This is a genomic window from Ancylobacter sp. GW821-FHT10E12, assembly GCF_058809335.1.
In genome coordinates, this window is record NZ_JBXASN010000010.1 from 30398 (window position 1) to 54096 (window position 23699).

Consider the following 23699-nt stretch of genomic DNA (forward strand, 5'->3'; position numbering starts at 1 on the left):
ATGCAGCTCCTTTACACGCCCTTCTCGCCGTTCTCTCGCAAGGCCCGGGTCGTGGCCAACGAGAAGGCGATAGACGACCGGATCGATCTCGTCCTCACCGAGGTGGGCACGCATGTTCCGTTGCGAACCGCGGCTCACGACCAGCTCGCCGAGGTGACGCCTCTGGTGAAGATCCCGGTCCTGATCGACGGCACCGAACGGATCTTCGATTCGCGGGTGATATGCGAGTATCTCGACGCGCTGTCCGAACATCCCCGCATGTTCCCCGAAAGCGGTCCCGCGCGTTGGCGGGCGCTTCGTCGACAGGCGATCGGCGACGGCATCATGGACGCCGCCATCCTGTGCCGGTTCGAACAGGCCCGCCCGTCCGGGCGCGCCTGGGACGAGTGGTCGGCGGCGCAGACGCGACGGATCCTGCTCGCCCTCGACACGCTTGAGAGCGGCCCGCCATCGACCGACGACATCGATATCGGGACGATCAGCATGGCCTGCGCGATGGGCTATCTGGACTTCCGCTTCGCCCATCTCGGCTGGCGCACCGGCCGCGCCGCCCTGGCACGCTGGTTCGATGTCTTCCGGCTCCGCCCCTCGATGCAGGCGACCGACCCCGGTTCGCCCTAGGCGTCCGACCCACCATTCCAGCACCACGACGATGCCCGACCGAGCTGCCCGCAGACGGTGGCCGGCCTCATGCCTTTCCAGAGGAGATCGATCATGACGACACGACGCATGTTCCTTAAAGCCACGGCTGGCGCAGGGGCCTTGTGTGCAGTCAGCGGGCGCCCGCTGCGCGCGCAGACACCGCAGTTCCGCTACCGTCTCGGCCATCCCTACCCCGAGAACCTGCCGGTGCACCAGCGCGCCCTGGAAGCCGCCGAGAAAATCCGCAAGGACACCAACGGTCTCGTCGAGATCGGCGTCTACGGCAACAGCGCGTTGGGCGGCGACACCCAGATGATCTCGCAGGTGCGCTCGGGCGCGCTGCAGTTCTATTCCGGCGCCGGCGTCATCGTGTCGAGCTTCGTACCCGTGGCCGCCATCAGCGGCGTCGGCTTCGCCTTCAAGGACTACCCGGCGATATGGGCCGCGCTCGATGGCGAACTGGGCGCACACATACGCGGCGCCTTCGACAAGGCGGGTCTCCATGCGTTCGAGAAATGCTGGGACACCGGATTTCGACAGGTGAGCAGCAGCACTCGCCAGATCAAGGCACCGGACGACTTCCGCGGCTTCAAGATCCGCGTTCCGGTCAGTCGGGCCTACACCTCGCTGTTCGAAGCGCTCGGCGCCTCGCCGGCCGCGGTCAACCTGGCGGAAGTCTATTCGGCCTTGCAGACGCGGATCGTCGAGGGACAGGAAAACTCCATCGCCGTCTTCACCGCCGCCAAATTCTACGAGGTCCAGACATATATCAGCCTGACCAACCACATGTGGGACGGCTCCTGGCTGCTCGCCAACGGCGCGGCATGGAAGGCGCTGCCCGCCGATGCCCAGGCCATCGTCTCCCGGCACTTCAACGATGCGGCACTGGTGCAGCGTGTCGATTCCGAGCGGCGGAACGACGACTATCGTGCCCAGCTCGTGACCCATGGCATGACGGTCAACGAGATCGATCCCGAGCCGTTCAAGCAGGCACTGCGCACCAGCGGCTACTACACGGACTGGGCCGGACGCTACGGCGCCGAAGCCTGGAGCATTCTGGAAAAATACGCGGGCAAGCTGTCCTGAGAAATCCAATCTGCTGGGAAGTCGATGCGGGCCCACCCATGAGCGTGGGCTCGACACCTACCGCTGCCGGAACGACGGAAGGATGCGAGCATGATGCCGACACAGGCCGAGACGGGTTCCGTCGAACGATCCTCGACCTTACGCGCCCGGACCGGGCTGCTGGAGGCCACGGAGAAAAGGCTCGCCACGACGGTTGAACTCGTCGTCGCCGCCCTCGTGGTTGCGGAGATCCTCATTCTCTTTACCGGCGTGGTGTCCCGCTATGTCTTTCACCGGCCGCTGGTCTCGGCCGACGAAATCGCCGCGATCCTGTTTCTATGGCTCTCCATGCTTGGTGCGGTCGTGGCGTTTCACCGCGGCCAGCACATGCGGATGACCGCCTTCGTCTCCAAGGTGCCGCAGGGATGGCGTTCCTTCGTGGACAATGTCGCGCTGACGGCCGGCATGCTGTTCCTGGCGCTGCTGGCGGGACCGGCTTTCCATTACGCGGCCAACGAGGTGGTCATCCTCACGCCGGCCCTGGAAATCTCCAATGCCTGGCGCGCCGCCGCATTACCGGGCGGCATCGTGCTGATGGTCGCCTTCGGCGCCATTCGGCTGGTGCGATCCTCCAGCCTGTCGAGCGGCAGCGCCGCCCTTGGCCTCCCGCTTGCCGCCGCCGCTGCATTCTGGATGATGGGGAGCGTGTTTCCCGCTCTCGGCAATCTCAATCTGCTCGTCTTCTTCGTCGTGCTGGTTGCCGGGCTGGTCTTTTCCGGCGTCCCGATCGCCTTCTGCTTTGGCCTCGCCACATTCGGCTATTTGTCCCTGTCCACCAGCGTGCCGCTCGAAGTCGTCGTCGGCACCATGGAGGAGGGAATGAGCCACCTCATCCTGCTGTCCGTGCCGATGTTCGTGTTTCTCGGACTGCTTATCGAGATGACCGGCATGGCGCGCACCATGGTCGCGTTCCTGGCGAGCCTGCTGGGCCATGTGCGCGGAGGGCTATCCTATGTGCTGGTGGGTGCCATGTATCTGGTTTCCGGCATATCCGGCGCCAAGGCAGCGGATATGGCCGCAGTAGCGCCGGTGCTGTTTCCCGAAATGAAGGCGCGCGGCGCCAAGCCCGGCGACCTCGTCGCGCTGCTCGCCGCCACGGGTGCACAGACCGAGACCATTCCGCCGAGCATCGTTCTGATCACCATCGGGTCCGTGACCGGCGTTTCGATCGCCGCCCTGTTCACCGGCGGGCTGCTGCCGGGCGTCGTCCTCGGCGCGACCTTGTGCGCCGTGGTCTGGTTCCGCTATCGGCATGAGGACCTGTCGCATGTCCAGCGCGCGACGGGGCGCCAGATCGCGCGCAGCCTTGTCGTCGCGCTGCCCGCCCTGGCGCTGCCGTTCGTCATCCGCATGGCCGTCATCGAAGGCGTCGCCACCGCCACGGAAGTCTCGACCATCGGGATCGTCTATGCGGCTTTTGTCGGTCTGTTTGTCTACCGACAGTTCGACTGGAAGCGGCTGGGGAACATGCTGGTGGAGACCGCGGCGCTATCGGGCTCCATCCTCCTGATCATCGGCGCGGCCACCGGCATGGCCTGGTCGCTGACGCAATCAGGCTTCTCCCATGACCTGGCCGCGGCGATAGCCGGCTTGCCGGGTGGGCACATCACCTTCCTGCTGGTGTCCATCGTGGCCTTCATCATTCTCGGCAGCGTGCTGGAGGGCATTCCCGCGATCGTCCTGTTCGGGCCTCTCCTGTTTCCCATCGCCCGGCAGGTCGGCGTGCACGACGTCCAGTATGCGATGGTGGTGATCCTCGCCATGGGTATCGGCCTGTTCGCCCCGCCCTTCGGCGTCGGCTACTACGCGGCTTGCGCGATCGGCCGCGTCAACCCCGATGAGGGCATGAAGCCGATCCTGGGTTATATGATCGCCCTTGTGATCGGGCTTCTGCTGGTCGCGGCCTTTCCCTGGATATCGATCGGGTTTCTCTGAGAGGTCGCCAATTCGATGCCCATACCCAGCAAAAACGACCGTCCGATCCACATCAGGACGCTCGCGGTGCACGGCGGCCAAAAGCCGGATCCGGCGACCGGCGCCATCGCTCCGCCCATCGTGACGACGTCATCCTATTCCTATGGCGACTTCGACACGGGGGTCGATCGATTTACCGGCGAGAAGCCCGGCTATCTCTACAGCCGTTTCGCCAATCCCACCGTTGCCGTGTTCGAGGCCAAGATGGCGGCGCTGGAAGGAGGCGAGGCGGCTGTCGGGTTTGCAAGCGGCATGGCGGCCATCAGTTCCACGCTCCTGGCCATGCTTTCGGCAGGCGATGAGATCGTCTCCGTCGGTACGGTGTATGGCGGTACCGAGGGCGTCATCAGATCGCTGTTGCCGCGACTGGGCATTCGATGCATCCAGCTTGCAAAGCTTGAGGATCTTGCAGCGGCGATGACGCCTCGGACACGCGTCGTTTACGTCGAAACGCCGGCGAACCCGGTTCTGGGCATCGTCGACCTCGAAGAGGCATCCAGAATTGCGCACGACGGAGGCGCCATGGCGGTTGCGGACAATACTTTCGCAACGCCATGCCTCACCCGCCCCTTGTCGCTCGGAATAGATATCGTCGTCCATTCTGCGACAAAATTCATAAGCGGGCATGGGGATGCGACGGGAGGCATAGCCGTCGGCACGGCCGAGGCGATGCGGAAGGTGAGGCAGGCAGGCATGCTGCAACTGGGAAGCTGCCTCAGCCCCCATGATGCCAGCTTGCTCATCCGCGGCCTGAAGACCATGCCGTTGCGCGTGGAGGCCGCCTCGCTGAGCGCACAGAGGATCGCGGAATATCTGAACGGCCACGCCGCCATCGGAACCGTCTTCTACCCGGGCCTCCCCGACCATCCCGGGCATGATATCGCGGCACGCCAAATGGCATCGTTCGGCGGCATCCTGTCATTCGAAATGAAGAGTGGGCGCGACGCCGCCCGCGCCTTTCTGGACAAGCTGAAACTCGTAACGCAGGCGGTCTCGGTTGGAGATACCGATTCGCTGGCCTGCCATCCCGCAACCACCACCCATAGCGCGGTCCCTCCCGAGGCACGTCAGAAGAGCGGCGTCACCGAGGGACTTGTGCGATTGAGTGTAGGCATCGAATACGCGGATGATTTGATCGGCGATATCGCGCAGGCGCTGCAATGAGCATGCTTAGACCGCGAAACCTGCAGCACGGGTGACGGCCAAGAGCTGCAGATGGGGCGTCGGCTGCGGCACTGGCAGCTTGACGCTCCGGCTGTCCGAGCGGTCTGCCGGCGTCATATGCGTCCTTACGGTTGCGATGGATGCCGTTCCGGAGACGGGCGCACCACGACGGTAGCGGACATGCCTGCCACCAGGGACAGATCGGCGGGTATGTCGTCGAGCGCGATGTGCACCGGGATGCGCTGTGCGAGGCGGATCCACCCGAAATTGGGATCCACCGCCGCGAGCAGGCGGCCATTGGCAGACGTAGGATCGGCGATGGCCCGGCTCAGCCCCTGCACGTGGCCTCCAAGCACCACTCCGCCCGCCATCAGCCGCACCTCGGCAAGGTCGCCCACCCGGATGGCCGGCAGCTTGGTCTCCATGAAATAGGCGTAGACGTAGAAGGAATCCCGGTCGACGACCGCCAGCACACCGTTGCCGGCCGTCGCATAGTCCCCCACCGTGGCGGTGAGATTGGTGACGAAGCCGTTGACCGGCGAGCGCACCGTGCTGCGCTCCAGGTTGAGCTGCGCCGTGGCGAGTTCGGCCCGGGCGAGCTGCAGCGTCGCCGCGACCTCCCCGGCCTTGGTCCGTGAGGTCTCCGCGGTCACGATGGAGATGGCGCTCGGGTCGCTCGCCAGCACCTTCGCGTCACGGTCGGCATTGTCCTGCGCGAGCTTGAGCGCCTGCTCGGCCTGGGCGACGCTTGCCTGCGCCTGCTCGGCGGCGAGGGCGAAACGCTGCCGGTCGATCACGAAAAGCACGTCGCCCCTGGCCACGGCCTGGTTGTCGACGACCGCGATCGAGGTGACGAGCCCCGACACGTCGGGCGCCAGCTCGACAACGTTGGCCTGCACGCGGGCGTCCCGCGTCCAGGGCGACAGCGCATAGAAGTCCCACAGCCACCAGCCGACGAGCCCGGCCGCGATCACCGCAACTGCCGTCACCGCCACGCGCAGGGCCGATGCCGTCCCGATCATGCACCGCTCCCGAGGAAGACCACGAAGCCCACCATCAGCACATAGAGGGCAAGATTGAACAGGGATCGATGCCAGACATGGCGATAAAGGCCGAACCGCCCCATCAGCCACCGGATGGCCGCGAAGGGCACCAGCGCCAGTGCCGCCCAGAGCAGCATCGGTGGGAGGTAGAAACCGAGGAATTCGACGGTGTGGAACAGAGCGAGGCTCGGCGCGCGCATGCTCAGCTCCCGAAGCCGCGTTCGAAATAGGGACGGTCGATGGCGAAGCGGTCAGCGACGAAACGCAGCGAGGCGCCGGCCCGCAGCACCGCCCGCGCCGCCGGCGTGCCCGGCTCCAGGCGGCGCGCGGCGAGCGCGACGCGCGCCGTCGCGACCACCACCTCGACCTCGGCGAGCGGCAAAGGCCGGGCGGCGCGGCTGCCTGCCAGCGCTTCGAGCGCGGCGGCGAACCGTTCGAGGAACGCTTCCAGTTCGCGGGCGACATCGCGCGGCATTGCCGGATCGGCGATGCCGCGGACCAGCCGGCCGAGCTCAAGCGCCGTGGAGGCGGCGCCCAGCGTGCCGCGAAAGAACACCTCGTCGCGCGAACGGTCGAGCGCAAGGCGCGGCAGCAACGCGGAAAGCATGGCGACGATCTCGTCGAAAGCCCGCCTCGGCACCACCTCGCCGCGCGCCACCGCCGGCAGCACGACGCCGAGGGTGCGTTCCCAGCTCTGGTCGCGCCGGGCGCGCGAGGTCACCGGCACCGCGGCGATGACGGCGAGACAGATGACCATGCCGAGGACCAGCGCGGCCGCCGCGTTGACGAAGGCGAGCTCATCCGGCGCCGCCGCGTTGCCGGTCCCCACCTCGGCGATGGTGAAGCCGCCGAGGGCGATGCCGGTCCAGGCATGGCTCGGCGTGCCCGCCATCAGCCCGGCCGGCAGCAGCACCAGGACCAGCACCAGCGCCAGCGCCTCGAACCCTTCGAGATAGGGCAGCACCAGCACCATGACCGCATAGGCGAGCCCGATGCCGACGACGCTGCCGACGAGGAACGAGCGCGCGCCTGCCTGCGGATTGTCCTGGTTGACGGCGAAGAACAGCATGGTGGCGCCGCCGGAGACGATCGAGAAACCGCTGCTCCAGCCGGTGGCCATCCACACCGCACTGAGGAGCACGATGGCGAGAGCGGCGCGAACCGCATTGGCGAGCGCTTCCAGCGACCCTTCCGCGGCCGATCGACGGCGGCGGCCCGCGCCCGAGCCCCGCGCGCGGCGCAGGCTCGCCGCCTCGGCGACCACCACCATGGACAGGCCGTGGAGCAGATCGCCCGCCCGGCGCAGGATCAGCAGCCCGTTGGCGAGCGCATCGAAGGGAGCCGTTCCGGCCATGGCCTCAAGGTCGGCGGCGGCGGTGGCGATCCCCGATCGCGCCGCCAGCAGTTCGCGACGCAGGGCCTGCGCATCGTCCCAAACCGTGTCATCTGCCGCGAGCCGCTCGATACGTGCCGCCGTCGCCTCCAGCGCCGGTCGCATGCAAGCCAGCACCGCCGGCGCCCCGTCCTTGCCGAAATCGTCGAGGCGGAAGAACAGGCCGCGCGCTATGGAGAGCACGACAAGGAATTCCCGCACGGTGCGGGCGAGGCCGCGCGCGTCGGCGCGCATCTCCGGCGCCTCGAAGAGCGCATAGGATCGCAGGGCGTCGAACGAAATCGCCTCGGCGACCATCTGCCGGCGCATCGCCACGAAGGCGGCGGGCGGCGAGGCGAGGCGCAGCGCCGTCGACACGTAGCGCGCGAGGCTGCGGAAGGTGTCGGCGAGCGCCTCGCGCAAAACGTCGCCGGCATAGCGCGGCAGCACGATCGCGCTCGCCGCGGTGCCGCAGGCGATGCCGATGAGAATCTCGGCGACGCGGTCGCCGGCGACGATCCACGCGACGACCGGATCCATCGCCCCTTCATAGGCGATGAGGAGCGCCGTATAGCCGGCAAGCAGAACCGCATAGGCCGCATAATTGCGCAGCCGTGCGCCGAAATAGAAGCTCGCGCCGACCACGAAGGCGGTCGCGCCGACGAGAAGCTCCGCTTCCTGCGAGAACATCCCGACCAGCGCCAGTCCGACGAGCCCGCCGGCGACGGTCCCGGCGGCGCGACAGGTACCCTTGGCCATCGCGGCACCGACGGTGGGCTGCGCGAGGAGATAGACGGTCAGCGTTGCCCATTGGGGATCGCGAAGCTCCAGCCAGTAGGCGATCGCCAGGGCGACGATGGCTGCGACCGCGGTCCGCAAGGCGAAGACGACATTGCGCCAGCCGAGATCGACCGAGAATCTGCCGCCTCCGCGACCGGCTTCCGTCCCAGCGACGCTCATCACGCTCCACTTCGGCCGCCGGATACGTCCCCTCCGCCTAGCTTCGATACGGCTTCATGGCGAAGATGCCGGACTGATCCGACTGCACCTGCGCCTTGGCCTGCGCCAGCAGATGATCCTGCAATTGCTCGACCGATCCGAACAGCCAGCCGCAGCCGACACATTTTACCGGCGCATGGTCTCCATCCGCCTGATCGAACGAAAAGCGGGTGTCGCCGCACTGCCGACAAACAATCTGAAGATCCATGATTGCCTCCGTGGCCGGGCGGAGGAGTGCGAACGGCAACGAAACGCAACACGCGTCTGCACACCTGTGGGTCTGCGTCTGGAACGGGGAACATTGAGCCACAGCGAGCCTGGCGAGGCAACATTCAAGGAGCCGCCCGGCATCGGCGGAACGGCCGTTCGTCGGTGCGGAGTACCATGACGGATCTCGCTCGCCACGACAGGCCGGAGGCGATCGACGAGGGCAGCGGCCTCACCGTTCGCGGTGAATTTTCAGGGCGTCAGGAGACGCTGGAGCTTCGAGACGTCGTCAGGCACGCTGAACGCGAGGCCGGCAGGTGTAAGCTCGGTTATCTCGATCTTCACCGGGTGGCCGGATTCGAGAACCAGGACCGCTTTGCCGGAATTGCGCGCTTCAATCATGGTGGCGACTTCGGCGCTGAGGATACCTGTCGCGGTGACCACGTCCTGCCGGGCACCCTGATCGTGAAGCGCAAGCTCATAGGTCGCGGTGGATGAACCGAACGATCGGGTGCGGAGCCAGCCGGCCCCTTTGAAGCTGCCATGTATCATGGTGCACTTGCCGACTTGATGTGCCGAAGCCACGGCTGACGTGTGCGTCAAGATTGTGAACGAATGGCAGGCGCCGAAGTTCCCCGGCAGCGCCGCTCGTCCGGTACCGGCGCCTCCGGGCCGGATATCCTCGGGGAGAGGCCGAAGAATGACCCGTAGAATGTGAAATCGGCTCGCCCGGAATGCCGGCGCGGGTTAGCCTGATACAACCGCATGCATTATCTGTGATTGTCCGGGAGACGGAATGGACGGACAGCACAAGGGAACGGCCCGGGATGGCAGGGGCAACCTGGAGCGCCATCAGCGTCTCCTGGTCATCGGCAGCCTTTTCGCCGCCGTTGCCGTGCTGGCGACGATCGGCATCGCGCTGTGGCAATCGCGGGAGGACGCCTGGGAGCGCGCCCTGCTCGCGGAGACCAATATGGCCCGTGCCATCGCCACCCATGTCGAGCGCCATATCCAGAAATACGATGCCGCCCTCGGCCTGGTGGCGCAGGAGCTTCAGGATCCGTCGTTCAGTACGCTTCCGCCGACGTTCTGGCAGCGAATGCTCGCGAACATCGCCAATGGCGCCGAATATGTCGGCTCGATCCTAATCCTCGACGAGCATGGCGACATCGTCGCCGATTCAGCGATCCAACCGCGCACGGCCAATTTTTCCGACCGCGACTACTTCAAGGTCCATCAGATCAAGGCCGATTTCGGGACCTATATCAGCCAGCCCTATCAGAGCCGGCTCCGCAACGGTGACTGGAGCATTGCGCTGAGCCGCCGCCTCACCAAGCCGGACGGCAGCTTCGCCGGGGTCGCGCTGATCGCGGTGCGGCTGGAGTTCATCCGCTCGCTCATGCGCGTCATGGAGCTGGATCCGAAGGACGTGATGGTGGTCCTCAACGACGGGGGCCGGGTGCTGATGCGGCAACCCTCCGCCAATGGCGACGGCGATGTCGGACTCGACCTGTCGACCAGCCCCAATTTCCTGCGGATCAGGCGCGAAGGGACCGGCTCGTTCACCGCGACGGCAACCATCGACCATGTCGATCGCATGTACAGCTTCACCCGCGTCGCCGGTACGGATCTGATCGTGAATGTCGGCATGGCCACCGAGCCGATCTTCGCCGCCTGGCGCAGCCGATCCCTCGTCATCGCCATCATGGCGGGGCTGGTCAGCGCCGCGCTGGTGGCGCTGGCCGTGCTGCTGCGGCGGGAGCTTCGCCAGCGGACACGGGCAGAGGCCGATCTCGCATTGCTGGCGACCACGGATGCGCTCACCGGCCTCGCCAACCGCCGCCGCTTCGACGAGGTGCTGAGCAGGGAGTGGCGCCGCGCCGTGCGGACGAACGGCCTGCTTTCGGTAATGCTGATCGATGCCGACAATTTCAAGCAGCTGAACGACCGCTACGGCCATGCGGTCGGCGATGAAATGCTGAAGCTTCTGGCGCTTGCCATCGACCAGTGCGCACGGCGGCCCGGAGATCTTCCCGCACGGATCGGCGGCGAGGAGTTCGCGATCATCCTGCCGGATACCGGCTCGGACGGCGCGCATTTTCTTGCCGAGAAGGTCCGCATGACCTTGGCGCAAACCTCGCTTCCGATGGGCTCCACGACCATTCCGGCCAGCACCATCAGCATCGGCATCGCCAGCACCCTCGCCGGCGAAGCGATTTCCCCCGCCGCGCTGCTGGAGACGGCGGACCGGGGCGTGTATGCCGCGAAACGCGAGGGACGCGACCGGGTGGTGCGCGGCGAGCTGGCGACCCATCAGCCCGCGGCCCCGTCGCTGGATGCCCCGCCGACCCGGCACTGAGGTAGCGACGGCGCGCCACGCCGCTTTCGCGGGATCGTAGGACCGGAACCGTCGGCCAGCGCTGCGAAAGCTGGCGGAACCCTGCCGCGGCACGGAACGTTCTCCCTGGGTAAGCACCAGGGAGAACGGAAATGGGTGAAGTCTTTCTGACTGCCACCGAGACGCCCGGTGAGACACCTGCCCGCGGCTCGCTCGGAACGCCGTCTGCGGCACGCGAAACCTATGAAATCGTTGGACGCGAAGCCGATTGGCACGTCGCCTATGACGGCGAACGCGGCATGGGTTACGCTACCAGGGAGGCCGCGTTCGAAGCCGCCGTTGCCGGTGCCGCCAATGCGATCCGGGCGGGGCGCGAGGTCGTCATCATCGTTCCCGGCGCCGCCAGCGGCGAAAGCCTGCTGGGTGGCGAGAACCCCACCGGAGCGGCTCGGGCCTGACGGCATCGGGAGAGGGTTGAGAGAAGCAGAAGCCTGGCATGTCGATTTTGCGGGTCGGCATCCGGCATCGCGCGGCTGATCGCAGGCAGGTGGAGCCGACGCTCCGCTAGCGGCGCCTTCCAGCGGCCGCCTCACGCCGACAGCCGGTCCTCGCCCGCATCGAGCCGTCGCATCACGCGGCGCAGTTCCTGCGGGGTATGGCCGAGCGTACGCAGGAAGCTCTCGCACATGCGCTCGGGATCGACGAAGCCGACCAATCGGGCGATCTCGTCGAAGCTCCGGCGGCCGTCCTCGACCATCGGCCGCGCGGAATCCACCCGTAGACGCTCGATCGCCTTGGCCGGTGTCATGCCGGTCGAGGCGGTGAAGGCACGACCGAACTGGCGCACGCTCAGATGCGCCACCTCCGCCAGCTGCTCGACGGAAAGGCGTTCGGCGAGGTTCTCGCGTGCATAGCTGAGGCTGCGGCGGATGCGGTCGGAGCCGGGATCGAAGTCGAGCAGCGAGGAGAACTGGTTCTGGCCGCCTGGGCGGCGATAATAGACGACCAGCATCCGCGCGGCGGCCTGGGCGATGTCCTTGCCGAGGTCCTCCTCGATCAGGGCCAGCGCCATGTCGATGCCGGCCGTCATTCCGGCAGAGGTCCAGAGCGGGCCGTCCTGCGTGTAGATGCGGTCGCCCTCGACCTGCAGCGCCGGATAGCGCGCCTTCAGTTCCGGCGCGAAGAACCAGTGCGTGGTCGCCTGCCGTCCGTCGAGCAGGCCGCTTTCGGCGAGCACGAAGGCGCCGGTGCAGACGCTGGCGACCCGCCTCATGAGCGGAGCGGTCTCGGCGACGCATCGCGCCAGCGGCCGCAGTTGCTCGACCTCGGGCGGTATCGGCGCGCCGACGACGAGAAACGTGTCGGCCGGCTCGATGATCATCGGCTGCGTCACCACCTCGATACCGGTGGAACTGCGGACCGGACCGCCCGTCGCCGACACGACCTCAAGCCGGTAGCTGCTGCCGGCCATGTGCCCGGCAATCGAGAAGGCCTCGAGCGGCCCGGACAGATCGATGAGCACGAAACCCGGATAGACGAGGAATCGGATGGTTCGGGTCATGTCCAGAATACCGGGATCTATGTCCTTTCAGACGCGATGTCACATGACTAGCGTATCCCTCACCCACATTGAATACGGGGAGCGGCCGATGACGGAATTTACGCGCAGCGGACTTATCGATTCCGATCGCCGCGATATCATCGCCCTCGATGCGGGGATGGCCCTGTTCGCCGCCGTGCCGACTTTCCCGCCTTCGCTCAGACAGCCTCACCCACTTTCGTACCCGCAAGGAAGACCATCATGACCACGGTGACCACCAAGGACGGCGTCGAAATCTTCTTCAAGGACTGGGGCCCGAAGGAGGGGCAGCCGATCGTGTTCCATCACGGCTGGCCGCTCTCCTCCGACGACTGGGACAACCAGATGCTGTTCTTCGTGCAGCGCGGCTATCGGGTCGTCGCCCATGACCGCCGCGGCCATGGCCGTTCCACCCAGGTCAGCGACGGCCACGACATGGACCATTACGCCGCCGACGTCGCCGCGGTGGTGGAGCATCTCGACCTGAGCGACGCCGTGCATGTCGGACACTCCACCGGCGGCGGCGAGGCGACCCACTATGTCGCCCGGCACGGCCAGACCCAGGGACGGGTCGCCAAGCTCGTCATCATCGGCGCGGTGCCGCCTCTCATGCTGAAGACTGCCGCCAATCCCGGCGGTCTGCCGATCGAGGTGTTCGACGGCTTCCGCAAGGCGCTGGCCGATAATCGCGCCCAGTTCTATCTCGATGTCCCGACCGGCCCGTTCTACGGCTTCAACCGGCCGGGGACGACGACCTCGCAGGGCGTGATCGAGAATTGGTGGCGGCAGGGCATGATGGGCGGCGCCAAGGCGCATTATGAGGGCATCAAGGCATTCTCGGAGACCGACTTCACCGAGGACCTGAAGATGATCGAGGTACCGACCCTCGTCATGCACGGCACCGACGACCAGATCGTGCCTTATGCCGACTCGGCGCCGCTGTCGGCGAAGCTGCTCAAGCACGCCACGCTGAAGAGCTATGACGGCTTCCCGCACGGCATGTGCACCACCCATGCCGATGTGATCAATTCGGACCTGCTCGCCTTCATCAAGGGCTGATCGGGCTCCCGACACGAACCGACGGCTGGCCGCCTGCCGCGGCCGGCCGTCTCCCGAGCGGCGGATCGGGGATATGCACGCCCGGTATCTGGTATTTTATTACCATCAAATGACAGCGGCGGGCGCTGTCCGCCGCAACTGGCGGCAAGGAGGCTGAACCATGAAGATCGTCATCATCGGCGGAACCGGGCTCATCGGCTCCAAGGTCGCCGTTCTGTTGCGCGACGCCGGCCACGAGGTGGTCGCCGCCTCGCCCCGCACCGGGGTCGACGCCTTCACCGGCGAAGGGCTGGCCGGCGCCCTCGACGGCGCGCAGGTCGTCGTCGACCTCGCCAATTCGCCATCCTTCGAGCCGGGCGCCGTACTGGAATTCTTCCGCGTCTCCGGGCGCAACCTGATCGCCGCGGAAGCCGCAGCGGGCGTCGGGCACCATGTCGCGCTGTCGATCGTCGGCACCGACCGCATGCCGGGCAATGGCTATTTCCTCGCCAAGGTCGCGCAGGAAGAGATGATCATCGCCTCCGGTATTCCCCACACGATCCTGCGCTCGACCCAGTTCATGGAGTTCATCGGCGGCATCGCCGCCTCCGGCGTGCAGGACGGCGTGGTGAGGCTTGCTCCCGGCCTGTTCCAGCCGATCGCCGCCGAGGATGTGGCGGACTTCGTGGCGGACACCGCCCTCGCCTCGCCAAGGAACGGAATCGTCGAGATCGCCGGGCCGACGCGAGCCCCTCTCGACGCGATCGTCGCGCGCTATCTCGCGGCCATGGGCGACGCTCGGCCGGTGGTGGGCGATCCCGATGCCCGCTATTTCGGCGGCCGCGTCGAGGAATTCTCCCTCGTGCCTTTGGGCGAGGCCCGCCTCGGCCGGACCGACCTCGACGCATGGCTCCGCCGCCGCCCACTCTCCCTCTGAAGGCCCCTCGCCTCCCACGGCATAGCCGGGCTGGATCGCTGCGGCCCGCCACCCGCCGCGGCGAATGCCGGATGTCAGCCTTCGCCCGGTCCCAGCGCGTGATAGCGCCGTTGGAAATAGACCAGACCCTCCTGCGCCCCGGCTTCGCCGAGACCGACCACCTCGCAGAACAGCACGTCATGGGTGCCGACTTCGACATGGCGCACGATCCGGCAGTCGAAGGCGGCGAGCGCGCCCACCAGCACCGGCGCGCCGGTGATGCCGCGGTGCCATTCGCCGACGGAGAAACGTTCGGCGGGCGGGATGCGCCCACCGAAGCGATTGGACAATTCCTCATGCCCGGCGGCCAGCGTGTTGACGCACAGCACGCCGTTCGCATGGATCACCTTGCTCGCCGAGCTGCCCCGGTTGAGGCAGACCAGCAGCGTCGGCGGTGTGTCGGTGACGCTGCAGACGGCGGAGGCGGTGAAACCGTGGCGCCCGCCAGGCCCATCGGTCGTCACCACGTTCACCGCGGCGCCGAGCCGCGCCATGGCGTCGCGATATTCCTGACGCCCCACCGGCGCAGGCACATGTTCCGGCGGCTCGGCTTTCGGTCGCGGAACCTTGCCCATCGGGGTCTCCTCGCTCGATGCCCCGTTTACGCGAAGCATCCTCAGAACTCGCGCAGATTGTCGCGCAGCAGCTGGTGCTGATACGCGGTCCGGGTCAGGCCGCGCCGCTGCAGCTCCGGCACCAGCCCGTCGGCGATCTCGGTCAGGTAGCGGCGGCTCACCCGCAGCACCGGCGTGGTGATGAGGAAGCCGTCGCCGCCGACCTCTGCCATCGCCGCCTCCATCTTGTCGGCGACCTGGTCCGGCGTGCCGATCAGTTCCAGCGAGGAGACGAGGCCGCCGCCGCCATCCGCCGCCAGTTCGCGCAGCGTCTTGCCGGAGCCCCATTGCTGGAACTTGTCGAGCGTCCCGGACTCGCCATTGGTTATCAGCTTTTCCGGCAGCGGCTTGTCGACGTCGAACTGCGCAAAGTCGATCTCGGTGATGGCGGAAATGGAGATAAGCACGTCGGTGACGAAATTGTCGGACGTGGTGACGCGGTGGTATTTCGCCTTCGCCTCCTCCTCGGTCTCGCCCAGGGTCGGGGTAATGCAGAACAGCACCTTGATCTCGTCGGGATCGCGGCCGATCTTCGCCGCCCGGGCGCGGATATCGTCACGGAATGCCTTCATCCCCTCGACGCCGTTGGCGACGGAGATGATCGAATCCGCATGCTGCGCGGCGAAGTCGCGCCCGCGCGGCGAGGCGCCCGCCTGCACGTAGACCGGCCGCCTCTGCGGCGACGGCACGGTGTTGAGCGGCCCGCGAACCTGGAAATACTTGCCCTTGTGGTCGATCGTGTGAACCTTGGAGCCGTCGGCGTAAAGGCCGGCCTTGCGGTCGAGCACCACCGCATCCGGCTCCCACGAGTCGAACAGCTTGCCGACCACCTCCATATATTCGTCCGCCATGGCATAGCGATCCTCGCGGGCGGGCAGCTTGTCCATGCCGAAATTCTGCGCGGCGAGATCCTCGGCCGAGGTGACGACGTTCCAGCCGAAGCGCCCGCGCGTCAGGCTGTCGATGGTCGAGCACAGGCGCGCCAGCATGAAGGGCGGATAGGCCATGGTCGACAGGGTGGCGACGACGCCGAGATGGCGGGTGGCCATGCCCATGGCGACGGCCAGCGGCGCCGGATCGTGCTTCGGCACCATCATCGCGCTCTTCAGCGAGAGGTCGCGCGAACGGCCATAGGTTTCCGGCACCATGAGCTTGTCCTCGATCATGATGTAGTCGAAGCACGCCCGCTCCAGCGTCTGCGCCATCTCGACATAGAACTGGCCGTCCCAGGGATAGCCGCCCTGCCCGAAGGTCTCGCGCCATTCATCCGGCGTGAAATTCATGAACCAGGCGAGGTGGAAGCGCTTGTCGGCCATTACCGGTCATTCCTTCACGAGTGCCGGGGCACGGACGCCGCCGGCGGATACGAAAACATCGGAGATCAGGGTGAGGCGCGCCCGCTCGCGCTCGGCCTCGAACCGCCGCGACTCGCGCGCGACACGGCACTTGGCCTCGAAATCGGAGACGATGGTGGCGCCGAACCGCTCGGGCGCCTGCGGGTCCGCGCGTGGCCGGTCGACGGCGACGACGCGCGTCCCGAGCAGGAACGCCTCGGGCAGGTCGTGGGTGACCATCACGATGGTCATCGCGTTCTCCTCCCACAATTCGCGCACCAGTTCGTGCATCGACTTGCGGGTGCCGGGGTCGAGCGCGCCGAAGGGCTCGTCGAGCAGCAGCACCTTGGGCCGCATGATCAGCGCCTGCGCCAGGGCGAGCCGCTGCTGCATGCCGCCGGAGAGCTGGGCGGGATATTTCCCGGCATGCTCGCCGAGCCCGACCCGCGTCAGCAGCGACATGGCGCGCGCTTCGAGTTCGCGGCGGCTGGTGCCGAACAGCCGGCCGAGGATCGGCGACGCCGCCCATGTCGGGCCCATCATCACGTTGCCCAATACGGTTCGATGCGGGAACACCGAATAGCGCTGGAACACCACGCCGCGATCGGCGGTCGGCTCGGCGGCGATCGGTTCGCCGTCGATGAGGATGCGCCCGCGGGTCGGGATCTCCTGGCTGAGCAGCATGCGCAGCAGCGTGGTCTTGCCGACGCCGGAGGGGCCGATGATGACGAGGAACTCGTGGTCGTCGAGCGTCAGGTTGACGCGCTCGAGCACGACCCGGTCGTCATATTCCTTCCAGACATTGTCGAAATGGATGGTGGTCATTCAGGCCGCCTTGATCCGGTCCCACGGAAACGCCGCCGCCGCGAGCTTGCGCAATGCGAAATCCATGAGGAAGGCGAGCAGGGTGATCCAGGCGACATAGGGCAGGATCACGTCCATGGCGAGGTAGCGCCGCACCAGGAAGATGCGGTAGCCGAGCCCGCCCTCGGCGGTGATCGCCTCCGCCGCGATGACGAACAGCCAGGCGGCGCCGAGCGACAGGCGCACCGAATCGATCAGCCGCGGCAATACCTGCGGCACCACCACGCCGGTGATCATCTGCCAGGACGAGGCGCCGAGCGTCTGGGCCTTGACGATCTGCTCGGCTGGCAGCGAGGCCACGCGCAGCATCACGTCGCGGATGATGAAGGGCGCGATGCCGAAGACGATGAGCACGATCTTCGACAATTCGCCGAGGCCGAACAGGATGAACAGGATCGGCAGCACGGCGAGCGGCGGGATCAGCGAAAAGGCGGCGAAGAAGGGTTCGAAGGTCGCGCGCAGGTAGGGGATGAAGCCGACAATTATCCCCAGCACCAGTCCCAGCAGGGCGGAGATGCCGAGGCCGAGGAATAGCCGCTGCAGGCTGAGCCAGGTATCCCACCACAGGAGATACTGCTTGGTGGCGATGTCGAGCGTGGTGCCGAGCCGCATCATGCTCGCGTAGAAGGAGGCGAAGCCCGGCATCAGCTTGTCGGCCGGATCGATGGCGAGCCGGGCATTGGAGCCGAGGAGATAGATGGCCAGCACCGCCAGGAAAGGCAGGGCGGCAAGTATCACCTTCACGCCCGGTCGAGGCGCGTAGTTGACGATGCGGCGCATGGGCGAGCCTTCCCTGTGCGGACGGATGCGCTTTTGCAGGTGCGATGCGGGGGAGCCGGGCCGGCGTGCGGCCCGGCGTCAGGCGGCGGTCAGAGCTTGCCGTCGACCGCCATCCTGGTGAAGGTCGGGTTGATCCGCATCTTGATGTTGCCCTTGTCGCCGAGCACCGCGCCGCTGGCGACCTCGATGCCGATGCTGTCGACGCTGGTCGCGCCCTGGCCGAACAGGCCCTGCTGGAAGCAGAAGGTGCGGATGCTGTCCCAGATCTTGGCGTTCTCGGCCGCGGTGAGGAAGCTGTAGGCTTCGGCCGGCGTGTAGAAGAAATGGGTGGTGTCGATCTGGCTCTGCAGGCCGCCCTCGTCGGTGCCCATGGCGCTGGTCATCACCGCGCGCATCTCGTTGCCCGCCGCGCCGCCGGCCTTGAGCACGCCGATCGCCTCGTACCAGGCGCCGATGACGGCCTTGGCGAAATCGGGATTGTCCTTCAGCACCTCGGTCTTGCCGACGAACACGTCCATGATCTCGCCGGGGATCTTGGAGCTGTCGAACAGCACCGTGGTACCGGGAACCTTCTGCATGTCCTCGGTGAGCGGCTTCCAGGACACCGCGTGCTTCATCGTGTCCTGCGAGACATAGGCGGCGGAGATCTCGGTATCCGAGATGTTCACCGTCTTGGTCGCGGCCGGATCCTCGACGCCGTTCATCTGCAGCCCGCGGTTCAGCAGATAATGCGACACGCTGTATTGCAGCAGGTAGACGTCCTGGCCGGCCAGTTCCTTCACGTTCTTGGCGGTCTTCGACAGCACGATGTCGTTGCCGTTGGAATAATCGGTGATGAGGAAGACCGAGGTGTCGACCCCGCCCGCCGCCGGCATGGTGAGCCCGTCCATGCTGGCGACGCCGACCGCGTCGATCTCGCCGGCGATGAACTGATTGACGCTGCCGACATAGTCGTTGGCCTGGATGAGCTCGACGTCGAGGCCATACTTGTCGGCCCATTTCTTCATGATGCCGGACTGTTTCATATAGGCGAACGGCATGAAGCCGATATAGACCGTGTAGGCGACCTTGAAACTCTTCTTGGGGGCAGCTTCGGCCGGGTGGCCGACCCCGACGAGGACGGCAGCGGTGAGGCCGGCGAGGACGGCGGCGGCCCTCAAGATGCGCTTCATGGACGAGCTCCTGGTCGCGTGACGGGACCAGGCTATTAAACGTTGACTTAATACCGGCTGCAAGCCTAACAAACAGGCACGACTAGCATATGAGCAAGGCAGAAAAGTCGGTATTTCTACGAAGGAACTGCCAATGACCGCAAAAGCGGCACGCCGGCGACTCCCCCCGGCCGAGCGCCGGGCGATGATTCTGGAAGAGGCGCTGCGGCTGTTCGCCGAGCGGCACTACTCGGTGGTGACCGTGCGCGACATCGCGCAGGTCTGCGAGATGAATGTCGGCCTGCTCTACCACTATTTCGACAGCAAGGACGATCTGGTCAGCCGGGCGCTGGAGCACGCCATCCAGCAGCTGGTGTTCGGCTACGAGCAGCGCCGCGCCGCGCCGGCCGATCCGCTCGCCGAGATCCTCGCCTGGCTGGAGACGCACATCACCATCGCCCCGACGGTGGCGCGGATGGTGAAGCTGATGGCCGACTATGCCAGCTCCCGCATCCACGACCCGGATCTCGACGCGCTGATCGCCGGCTTCTATCGCCGCGAGCAGGAACTGCTGGAGGGCGCCCTGCGTCGGGGCATTGCCGAGGGGCTTTTCCCGCCGCTCGACGCCGCCCGTACCGCGCGGCGCATCAGCCTGATGCTCGACGGCATCTTCCACGCCTCCGCCAGCCGCGGCGACAATCGCATTGCCGAGGATGTTCGCGACCTCGCCGATTTCCTGCCGATCTGGCTCGGTGCGAACACGTCGGCCGGCCGCACCTCCTGACGGCGTGGCGGCGGCGCTCAGTTCTCGATCGACACGGTTGCCGTCAGGCCGGCGACGAGATGGGCATCGGCCGGCACATGGTCGAGCGCGATCCGCACCGGCACGCGCTGGGCGAGGCGCACCCAGCTGAAGGTCGGGTTGATGTTGGCGAGCAGCCCGGTGCCGACCGTGCGCTCGCGATCCTCGATGCCGGCGGCGAGGCTTTCGACATGGCCGTTCAGCAGCGGCGCCTGGCCCATCAGCCGGATCGACACCGGCGCGCCGACCTGTATGCGGGCGAGCTTGGTCTCCTCGAAATAGCCCTCGATGCGCAGCGAATCGGTATCGACCAGCGCGATCCGGGCCGTGCCGGCCGTGACATAGTCGCCCGGCCGCAGGTTGAGATTGGTGATGGTGCCGTTCACCGAAGCCTTCACCTGGGAGCGGTCGAGATTGAGCCGGGCGAGATCGCGGTCGGCGATCGCCTGCCGATAGGCGGCGGCGGCCTGGGCCTCGTCGGTGCGCGCCTGCTCGGTCTTCTGGGCCGACACCACGTCCTTGAGCTGGTCATAGCGGGCGAGATCCCGCTGCGTCTGCTCCAGCGCCGCCTTGCGGCCCTCCAGCACGGCTTCCGCCTGCTCCAGCGCCAGGGCGAAGCGCGCGCGGTCGATGCGGAACAGCACGTCTCCCTTGGCGACATTCTGGTTGTCGGCAACGAGGATCTCGCTGACGAAGCCGGAGACATCCGGCGCGACGCCGACCACGTCCGCCCGCACCTTGGCGTCGCGTGTCCAGGGATCGTCCATGTAGTGCGCCCATAATTCCCGCCCGGCGCCAAAGGCGGCGGCCAGCATGAGCAGGGTGACGGCAATGCGCACGGCGCGGTTCAAAGACGGTTTCATGTGAATAACCAACGGGATAACAGGGATATTCCCTGGAGAAGGACGACATAGAGGGCGACGTCGAACAGGCCGCGGTGCCAGACGAACGCATAGGCGCCCGTCCAGGCGAGCACGCGGCGGACGACGAGGCTGAGCGGCAGCGCCACCAGCATCAGCGCCAGCAGGTTCGGGATGTAGACTCCGTAGACGTCGAGTTCGGCGAGCATGATTCACTCCGCAGCCACGAGCATCGGCCGCGCCCGCTCGTGCGGCACGAATCCGCCCGAGGGCCCCGCCTGCTCGGAGAAGAACACGCGGCGCAGCCCGACCAGCGCATCGGTCGCCCGGCGGCCGTTCTCGCCCGTCACGGCCGCCGCCTCCGCAAGGGCCGCGTCGAGCCCGGCGCACAGCTCGGCCGACGGTTCGGTGAAGCGGCGGCGGGCGAGGCGTTCGCGATAGAGCTTCGCCACCTCCGCCAGCACCAGGTCGATGGCCTGCGCACAGGCAAGGCCGACGCGCGGACGCGCCTTGTGCAGTTCGATGATATTGAAGCCGACGCGCACCTCCGCGAAGCCGTCGACCTTGGCGAGTTCGCGGTCGTCGACGGCGGCAAGCCGCGGAACCAGCTGGCCGAGACGGTCGAGCAGGCGCGCCGCCAGCAGGTCCTGATCCTGGCGCCGCGCGCCTTCGGCGGTGCGCGCCAGATCGGCCCAGCCGGCAAGGACGAGACGCCGTGCCGCAAGCTCCGCGCCGAACGGGCGGGCGACCAGCGTCCAGACGAAGGCGAAGGTCAGCCCGGCCATGGCCGCCATGCCTTCATTGAGGAAGGTGGCGAAATCGACGCTGTAGCGGTTCTGCAGCGCCACGAAGGAAGCGGTGTTCACGGTCATCAACATGGCCAGCATGGTGAACTGGGGGCGGGGAATGAGCAGGCCGAACAGCAGGAAGCTCGGGGCGAAGACCAGCGCCAGCGTCTCGAAATCGTGCACGAAGGGCAGCACGCCGAACAGATAGACGCCGGCGACCCCAATGCTGACGCCGCACCAGATCGTCATCGAGCGGATGAACGGGGCCGGCCGGTCCATCGCCGCGAAGAAGGAGCAGGCCACCGCCGTCATCATCACCGCCGAGCCACCGCTCGACCAGCCGCTGGCGATCCAGAACGCCGAGGCCATGAGCGTGGCGAGCGAACAGGAGGCGGCGGAGAACAGCATCAGGCTGTAGTCGTAGTGATGCACCCGGCCGACCACCCGGCGGTTGCGGAACCGGAGCTGGAACGTCTGCGCATGCGGGCCCCGCCCGATCTCCTTCTGCAGCGCCAGGCAGTCGGACCAGAGGTCGACGATCTCCCGGAGCCGGTCGAGCGCGCTGGCGCGCATCAGGCCGCCCCAATCCGACGGCTCGCGCGGGCGGGCGGCGGCGATGGCGAGAACCAGCGCGTCACGCTCCTGCCCGTCACGCTCATCATCCGCCTTGGCCGCCGCATCGCGGCCGATCCAGGCGGCCGCCCGCGCCAGCACGGTCGAGAGATCGGCCGGCAGCGCGCCGTCCTGTGCCTTCAGCGCGTGGAGGCGATCGGCGAGCGAGGAGAGCAGCGGCAGCAGCATGAGCAGCCGGCCGCGCAATTCACGTGCATGGCCAACGACATCGCGCGTGGCGGCATCATAGGCGAGCTGGCTGATGACCAGATCGAGGCCGGCAATGTCAGCAGCGAGCTTCTGGCGGCGCAGCGGCGTCGCCGGCACGGCCCCCTCCCCGCGCAGGATCTCGCCGGCCCAGTCGCCGGCATCGCCGAGCCAGCCGCGCAGGCGGGCGGACAGCGCGGTGCCGACACTGGTGGGAAACACCACCGCGCCGACCACGCTGGCGCAGGTGATGCCGATGATGATCTCCTCGGCGCGGGCGACCGCGGTGTCGAAGATCAGTTCGGGCGTGCCGATCACCGGCAGCGCGATCAGCGGCAGGCTGTAGCCGGCGAGCATGAACACATAGCTGCGCGGGGTGCGGTCGAGCATCGAGACATAGAGCAGGCAGCCGGTCCACAGGGCGACCACCAGCGACAGCAGCTCCGGCGCATTGACGAACAGGGGCACCAGAAAGACGGAGGCGCTGGCGCCGATCAACGTGCCGAGGGCACGGTAGAGGCCCTTGGAACTGGTGGCGCCGGCCAGCGGATTGGCGACGACATAGACCGCCGCCATCGCCCAGTAGGGGCGTGGCAGGTCGAAGGCCAGCGCGATGTAGAGCGCCAGCATCGAGGCAAGGAAGGCCTTGGCGGAAAACAGCAAATCCCGCGACGACGGCAGGTTCACGATGCCGTCTCCTCGTCCGGCGTGCGGGCGGATGCCGCCTCGAACGCCTTGAGGACGCGCAGGGTGGCGAGGATGTCCGCCTCGTCGATCCCGGCGAGCACCTGCCCGCGCCGCTCGACCAGCACGTCCTCGATCCGGGCACTCAGTTCCTCGCCGGCCCCGGTGAGCCAGATCGTCTTGGCCCGGCGGTCGGTCGGGTCTTCCTTGCGCAAGACCAGGCCGGCGGCGACCAGCTGGTCGAGCAGCCGCACCAGCGAGGGCCCCTCGATGCCGACATGGGTGGCGAGCGTCACCTGGCGCACCCCGCCCCCGAGCCGGCTGGCCCAGAGCAGAGGCGCGGCGCAAGCTTCTGAAATACCGAGGTTTTCCAGCCCGCGCTCGGCAATGCGACGCCAATGGCGTCCAGCCTGGAGAAGCTGCGCGGTGAGCTGGCGCTGCAGGTGATCGATATCGTTCATAAGCTAATAAGTAGTATCCTATCAATTATATGGCAAGGGTGCCCGCCACTTTTCGTCGCCGCGGAGACGAGTGTGGCGAGCCGTC

General features: G+C 67.0%; 24 protein-coding genes. 10 read left to right on the top strand and 14 right to left on the bottom strand.

What is annotated here, in order from left to right; all coding sequences use genetic code 11:
- The 4 genes from AC1RU4_RS14975 to AC1RU4_RS14990 all read left to right on the top strand — a co-directional run bounded on the left by AC1RU4_RS14975 (position 1) and on the right by AC1RU4_RS14990 (position 4905).
- Positions 1-621: a glutathione S-transferase family protein gene (locus tag AC1RU4_RS14975; RefSeq protein WP_492891896.1), complete on the top strand. Its 621-nt coding sequence runs from the start codon at positions 1-3 to the stop codon at positions 619-621.
- Positions 622-678: 57 nt separating this feature from the next.
- On the top strand, positions 679-1728 hold the full coding sequence (locus AC1RU4_RS14980) for a TRAP transporter substrate-binding protein (RefSeq protein ID WP_492891897.1): 1050 nt from the start codon (positions 679-681) through the stop codon (positions 1726-1728).
- A gap of 90 nt (positions 1729-1818) precedes the next feature.
- Entirely contained in the window at positions 1819-3702 is a 1884-nt protein-coding gene (locus AC1RU4_RS14985) for a TRAP transporter large permease (RefSeq protein WP_492891898.1), read from the top strand.
- A 15-nt stretch (positions 3703-3717) separates the two neighbouring features.
- The gene (locus AC1RU4_RS14990) at positions 3718-4905 is read left to right on the top strand and encodes a trans-sulfuration enzyme family protein (protein WP_492891899.1); all 1188 of its coding nucleotides are present in this window, start codon (positions 3718-3720) and stop codon (positions 4903-4905) included.
- A gap of 125 nt (positions 4906-5030) precedes the next feature.
- Here AC1RU4_RS14990 and AC1RU4_RS14995 read toward each other — a convergent pair whose 3' ends face one another.
- The 4 genes from AC1RU4_RS14995 to AC1RU4_RS15010 are packed head-to-tail and all read right to left on the bottom strand — an operon-like array spanning position 5031 to position 8527.
- Positions 5031-5927, bottom strand: a complete 897-nt coding sequence (locus AC1RU4_RS14995; RefSeq protein ID WP_492891900.1) for an efflux RND transporter periplasmic adaptor subunit — start codon at positions 5925-5927, stop codon at positions 5031-5033.
- Positions 5924-6148: a DUF1656 domain-containing protein gene (locus AC1RU4_RS15000; RefSeq protein WP_492891901.1), complete on the bottom strand. Its 225-nt coding sequence runs from the start codon at positions 6146-6148 to the stop codon at positions 5924-5926. Before AC1RU4_RS15000 ends, AC1RU4_RS14995 begins: the two co-directional genes overlap by 4 nt.
- 2 nt (positions 6149-6150) lie before the next feature.
- Positions 6151-8280, bottom strand: coding sequence for an FUSC family protein (locus AC1RU4_RS15005; protein WP_492891902.1), 2130 nt, complete (start codon positions 8278-8280; stop codon positions 6151-6153).
- A 37-nt stretch (positions 8281-8317) separates the two neighbouring features.
- Entirely contained in the window at positions 8318-8527 is a 210-nt protein-coding gene (locus AC1RU4_RS15010; protein WP_492891903.1) for a hypothetical protein, read from the bottom strand.
- Between the two features lie 176 nt (positions 8528-8703).
- On the opposite strand from AC1RU4_RS15010, the gene AC1RU4_RS15015 reads away from it, so the two are divergent.
- From AC1RU4_RS15015 to AC1RU4_RS15025, 3 genes are all read left to right on the top strand, one after another.
- A complete protein-coding gene (locus AC1RU4_RS15015; protein ID WP_492891904.1) occupies positions 8704-9024 on the top strand; it encodes a hypothetical protein in 321 nt (106 codons plus the stop codon).
- 298 nt (positions 9025-9322) lie between these two features.
- Positions 9323-10885 carry a sensor domain-containing diguanylate cyclase gene (locus tag AC1RU4_RS15020; protein WP_492891905.1) on the top strand — a complete coding sequence of 521 codons (1563 nt, stop codon included), beginning with the start codon at positions 9323-9325 and terminating at the stop codon, positions 10883-10885.
- A 131-nt stretch (positions 10886-11016) separates the two neighbouring features.
- Complete coding sequence (locus AC1RU4_RS15025) at positions 11017-11322, top strand: hypothetical protein (protein ID WP_492891906.1); 306 nt, start codon at positions 11017-11019, stop codon at positions 11320-11322.
- 131 nt (positions 11323-11453) lie between these two features.
- Here the strand turns inward: AC1RU4_RS15025 and AC1RU4_RS15030 are convergent, their stop codons facing one another.
- Positions 11454-12425, bottom strand: coding sequence for a GlxA family transcriptional regulator (locus AC1RU4_RS15030; protein WP_492891907.1), 972 nt, complete (start codon positions 12423-12425; stop codon positions 11454-11456).
- 240 nt (positions 12426-12665) lie between these two features.
- On the opposite strand from AC1RU4_RS15030, the gene AC1RU4_RS15035 reads away from it, so the two are divergent.
- Complete coding sequence (locus AC1RU4_RS15035; protein WP_492891908.1) at positions 12666-13502, top strand: alpha/beta fold hydrolase; 837 nt, start codon at positions 12666-12668, stop codon at positions 13500-13502.
- Between the two features lie 160 nt (positions 13503-13662).
- A complete protein-coding gene (locus tag AC1RU4_RS15040; protein ID WP_492891909.1) occupies positions 13663-14418 on the top strand; it encodes an SDR family oxidoreductase in 756 nt (251 codons plus the stop codon).
- A gap of 74 nt (positions 14419-14492) precedes the next feature.
- Here AC1RU4_RS15040 and AC1RU4_RS15045 read toward each other — a convergent pair whose 3' ends face one another.
- From AC1RU4_RS15045 to AC1RU4_RS15065, 5 genes are all read right to left on the bottom strand, one after another.
- Complete coding sequence (locus AC1RU4_RS15045) at positions 14493-15032, bottom strand: flavin reductase (RefSeq protein ID WP_492891910.1); 540 nt, start codon at positions 15030-15032, stop codon at positions 14493-14495.
- Positions 15033-15073: 41 nt separating this feature from the next.
- Positions 15074-16387 carry an NtaA/DmoA family FMN-dependent monooxygenase gene (locus AC1RU4_RS15050; protein ID WP_492891911.1) on the bottom strand — a complete coding sequence of 438 codons (1314 nt, stop codon included), beginning with the start codon at positions 16385-16387 and terminating at the stop codon, positions 15074-15076.
- 6 nt (positions 16388-16393) lie between these two features.
- Entirely contained in the window at positions 16394-17230 is an 837-nt protein-coding gene (locus AC1RU4_RS15055; protein WP_492891912.1) for an ABC transporter ATP-binding protein, read from the bottom strand.
- Positions 17231-18049: an ABC transporter permease gene (locus AC1RU4_RS15060; protein ID WP_492891913.1), complete on the bottom strand. Its 819-nt coding sequence runs from the start codon at positions 18047-18049 to the stop codon at positions 17231-17233.
- Between the two features lie 89 nt (positions 18050-18138).
- Positions 18139-19221, bottom strand: a complete 1083-nt coding sequence (locus tag AC1RU4_RS15065) for a putative urea ABC transporter substrate-binding protein (RefSeq protein WP_492891914.1) — start codon at positions 19219-19221, stop codon at positions 18139-18141.
- Positions 19222-19354: 133 nt separating this feature from the next.
- Between AC1RU4_RS15065 and AC1RU4_RS15070 the strand changes: the two genes are divergently transcribed.
- On the top strand, positions 19355-19984 hold the full coding sequence (locus tag AC1RU4_RS15070) for a TetR/AcrR family transcriptional regulator (protein WP_492891915.1): 630 nt from the start codon (positions 19355-19357) through the stop codon (positions 19982-19984).
- Between the two features lie 17 nt (positions 19985-20001).
- On the opposite strand, the gene AC1RU4_RS15075 is transcribed toward AC1RU4_RS15070, so the two are convergent.
- Genes AC1RU4_RS15075 through AC1RU4_RS15090 form a run of 4 tightly spaced genes read right to left on the bottom strand, consistent with a single transcriptional unit; the run spans position 20002 to position 23614 of the window.
- A complete protein-coding gene (locus AC1RU4_RS15075) occupies positions 20002-20865 on the bottom strand; it encodes an efflux RND transporter periplasmic adaptor subunit (protein WP_492891916.1) in 864 nt (287 codons plus the stop codon).
- Complete coding sequence (locus tag AC1RU4_RS15080) at positions 20862-21071, bottom strand: DUF1656 domain-containing protein (RefSeq protein WP_492891917.1); 210 nt, start codon at positions 21069-21071, stop codon at positions 20862-20864. Before AC1RU4_RS15080 ends, AC1RU4_RS15075 begins: the two co-directional genes overlap by 4 nt.
- A 3-nt stretch (positions 21072-21074) precedes the next feature.
- Positions 21075-23156 (bottom strand): FUSC family protein, encoded by a 2082-nt coding sequence (locus tag AC1RU4_RS15085; RefSeq protein ID WP_492891918.1) that lies wholly within the window; start codon positions 23154-23156, stop codon positions 21075-21077.
- A complete protein-coding gene (locus tag AC1RU4_RS15090; protein ID WP_492891919.1) occupies positions 23153-23614 on the bottom strand; it encodes a MarR family winged helix-turn-helix transcriptional regulator in 462 nt (153 codons plus the stop codon). Before AC1RU4_RS15090 ends, AC1RU4_RS15085 begins: the two co-directional genes overlap by 4 nt.
- Between the last annotated feature and the right edge of the window lie 85 nt (positions 23615-23699).

What these genes read in the sequence shown, in the direction of transcription:
- AC1RU4_RS14975 (WP_492891896.1), top strand. Translation starts at nt 1, where the DNA reads ATGCAGCTCCTTTACACGCCCTTCTCGCCGTTCTCTCGCAAGGCCCGG.
- AC1RU4_RS15045 (WP_492891910.1), bottom strand. Translation starts at nt 15,032, where the DNA reads ATGGGCAAGGTTCCGCGACCGAAAGCCGAGCCGCCGGAACATGTGCCT.
- AC1RU4_RS15010 (WP_492891903.1), bottom strand. Translation starts at nt 8,527, where the DNA reads ATGGATCTTCAGATTGTTTGTCGGCAGTGCGGCGACACCCGCTTTTCG.
- AC1RU4_RS15035 (WP_492891908.1), top strand. Translation starts at nt 12,666, where the DNA reads ATGACCACGGTGACCACCAAGGACGGCGTCGAAATCTTCTTCAAGGAC.
- AC1RU4_RS15015 (WP_492891904.1), top strand. Translation starts at nt 8,704, where the DNA reads ATGACGGATCTCGCTCGCCACGACAGGCCGGAGGCGATCGACGAGGGC.
- AC1RU4_RS15090 (WP_492891919.1), bottom strand. Translation starts at nt 23,614, where the DNA reads ATGAACGATATCGATCACCTGCAGCGCCAGCTCACCGCGCAGCTTCTC.
- AC1RU4_RS15005 (WP_492891902.1), bottom strand. Translation starts at nt 8,280, where the DNA reads ATGAGCGTCGCTGGGACGGAAGCCGGTCGCGGAGGCGGCAGATTCTCG.
- AC1RU4_RS15030 (WP_492891907.1), bottom strand. Translation starts at nt 12,425, where the DNA reads ATGACCCGAACCATCCGATTCCTCGTCTATCCGGGTTTCGTGCTCATC.
- AC1RU4_RS15000 (WP_492891901.1), bottom strand. Translation starts at nt 6,148, where the DNA reads ATGCGCGCGCCGAGCCTCGCTCTGTTCCACACCGTCGAATTCCTCGGT.
- AC1RU4_RS15040 (WP_492891909.1), top strand. Translation starts at nt 13,663, where the DNA reads ATGAAGATCGTCATCATCGGCGGAACCGGGCTCATCGGCTCCAAGGTC.
- AC1RU4_RS14985 (WP_492891898.1), top strand. Translation starts at nt 1,819, where the DNA reads ATGATGCCGACACAGGCCGAGACGGGTTCCGTCGAACGATCCTCGACC.
- AC1RU4_RS15070 (WP_492891915.1), top strand. Translation starts at nt 19,355, where the DNA reads ATGACCGCAAAAGCGGCACGCCGGCGACTCCCCCCGGCCGAGCGCCGG.
- AC1RU4_RS15050 (WP_492891911.1), bottom strand. Translation starts at nt 16,387, where the DNA reads ATGGCCGACAAGCGCTTCCACCTCGCCTGGTTCATGAATTTCACGCCG.
- AC1RU4_RS15025 (WP_492891906.1), top strand. Translation starts at nt 11,017, where the DNA reads ATGGGTGAAGTCTTTCTGACTGCCACCGAGACGCCCGGTGAGACACCT.
- AC1RU4_RS15065 (WP_492891914.1), bottom strand. Translation starts at nt 19,221, where the DNA reads ATGAAGCGCATCTTGAGGGCCGCCGCCGTCCTCGCCGGCCTCACCGCT.
- AC1RU4_RS15055 (WP_492891912.1), bottom strand. Translation starts at nt 17,230, where the DNA reads ATGACCACCATCCATTTCGACAATGTCTGGAAGGAATATGACGACCGG.
- AC1RU4_RS15080 (WP_492891917.1), bottom strand. Translation starts at nt 21,071, where the DNA reads ATGCTCGCCGAACTCGACGTCTACGGAGTCTACATCCCGAACCTGCTG.
- AC1RU4_RS15075 (WP_492891916.1), bottom strand. Translation starts at nt 20,865, where the DNA reads ATGAAACCGTCTTTGAACCGCGCCGTGCGCATTGCCGTCACCCTGCTC.
- AC1RU4_RS15060 (WP_492891913.1), bottom strand. Translation starts at nt 18,049, where the DNA reads ATGCGCCGCATCGTCAACTACGCGCCTCGACCGGGCGTGAAGGTGATA.
- AC1RU4_RS15020 (WP_492891905.1), top strand. Translation starts at nt 9,323, where the DNA reads ATGGACGGACAGCACAAGGGAACGGCCCGGGATGGCAGGGGCAACCTG.
- AC1RU4_RS14990 (WP_492891899.1), top strand. Translation starts at nt 3,718, where the DNA reads ATGCCCATACCCAGCAAAAACGACCGTCCGATCCACATCAGGACGCTC.
- AC1RU4_RS14995 (WP_492891900.1), bottom strand. Translation starts at nt 5,927, where the DNA reads ATGATCGGGACGGCATCGGCCCTGCGCGTGGCGGTGACGGCAGTTGCG.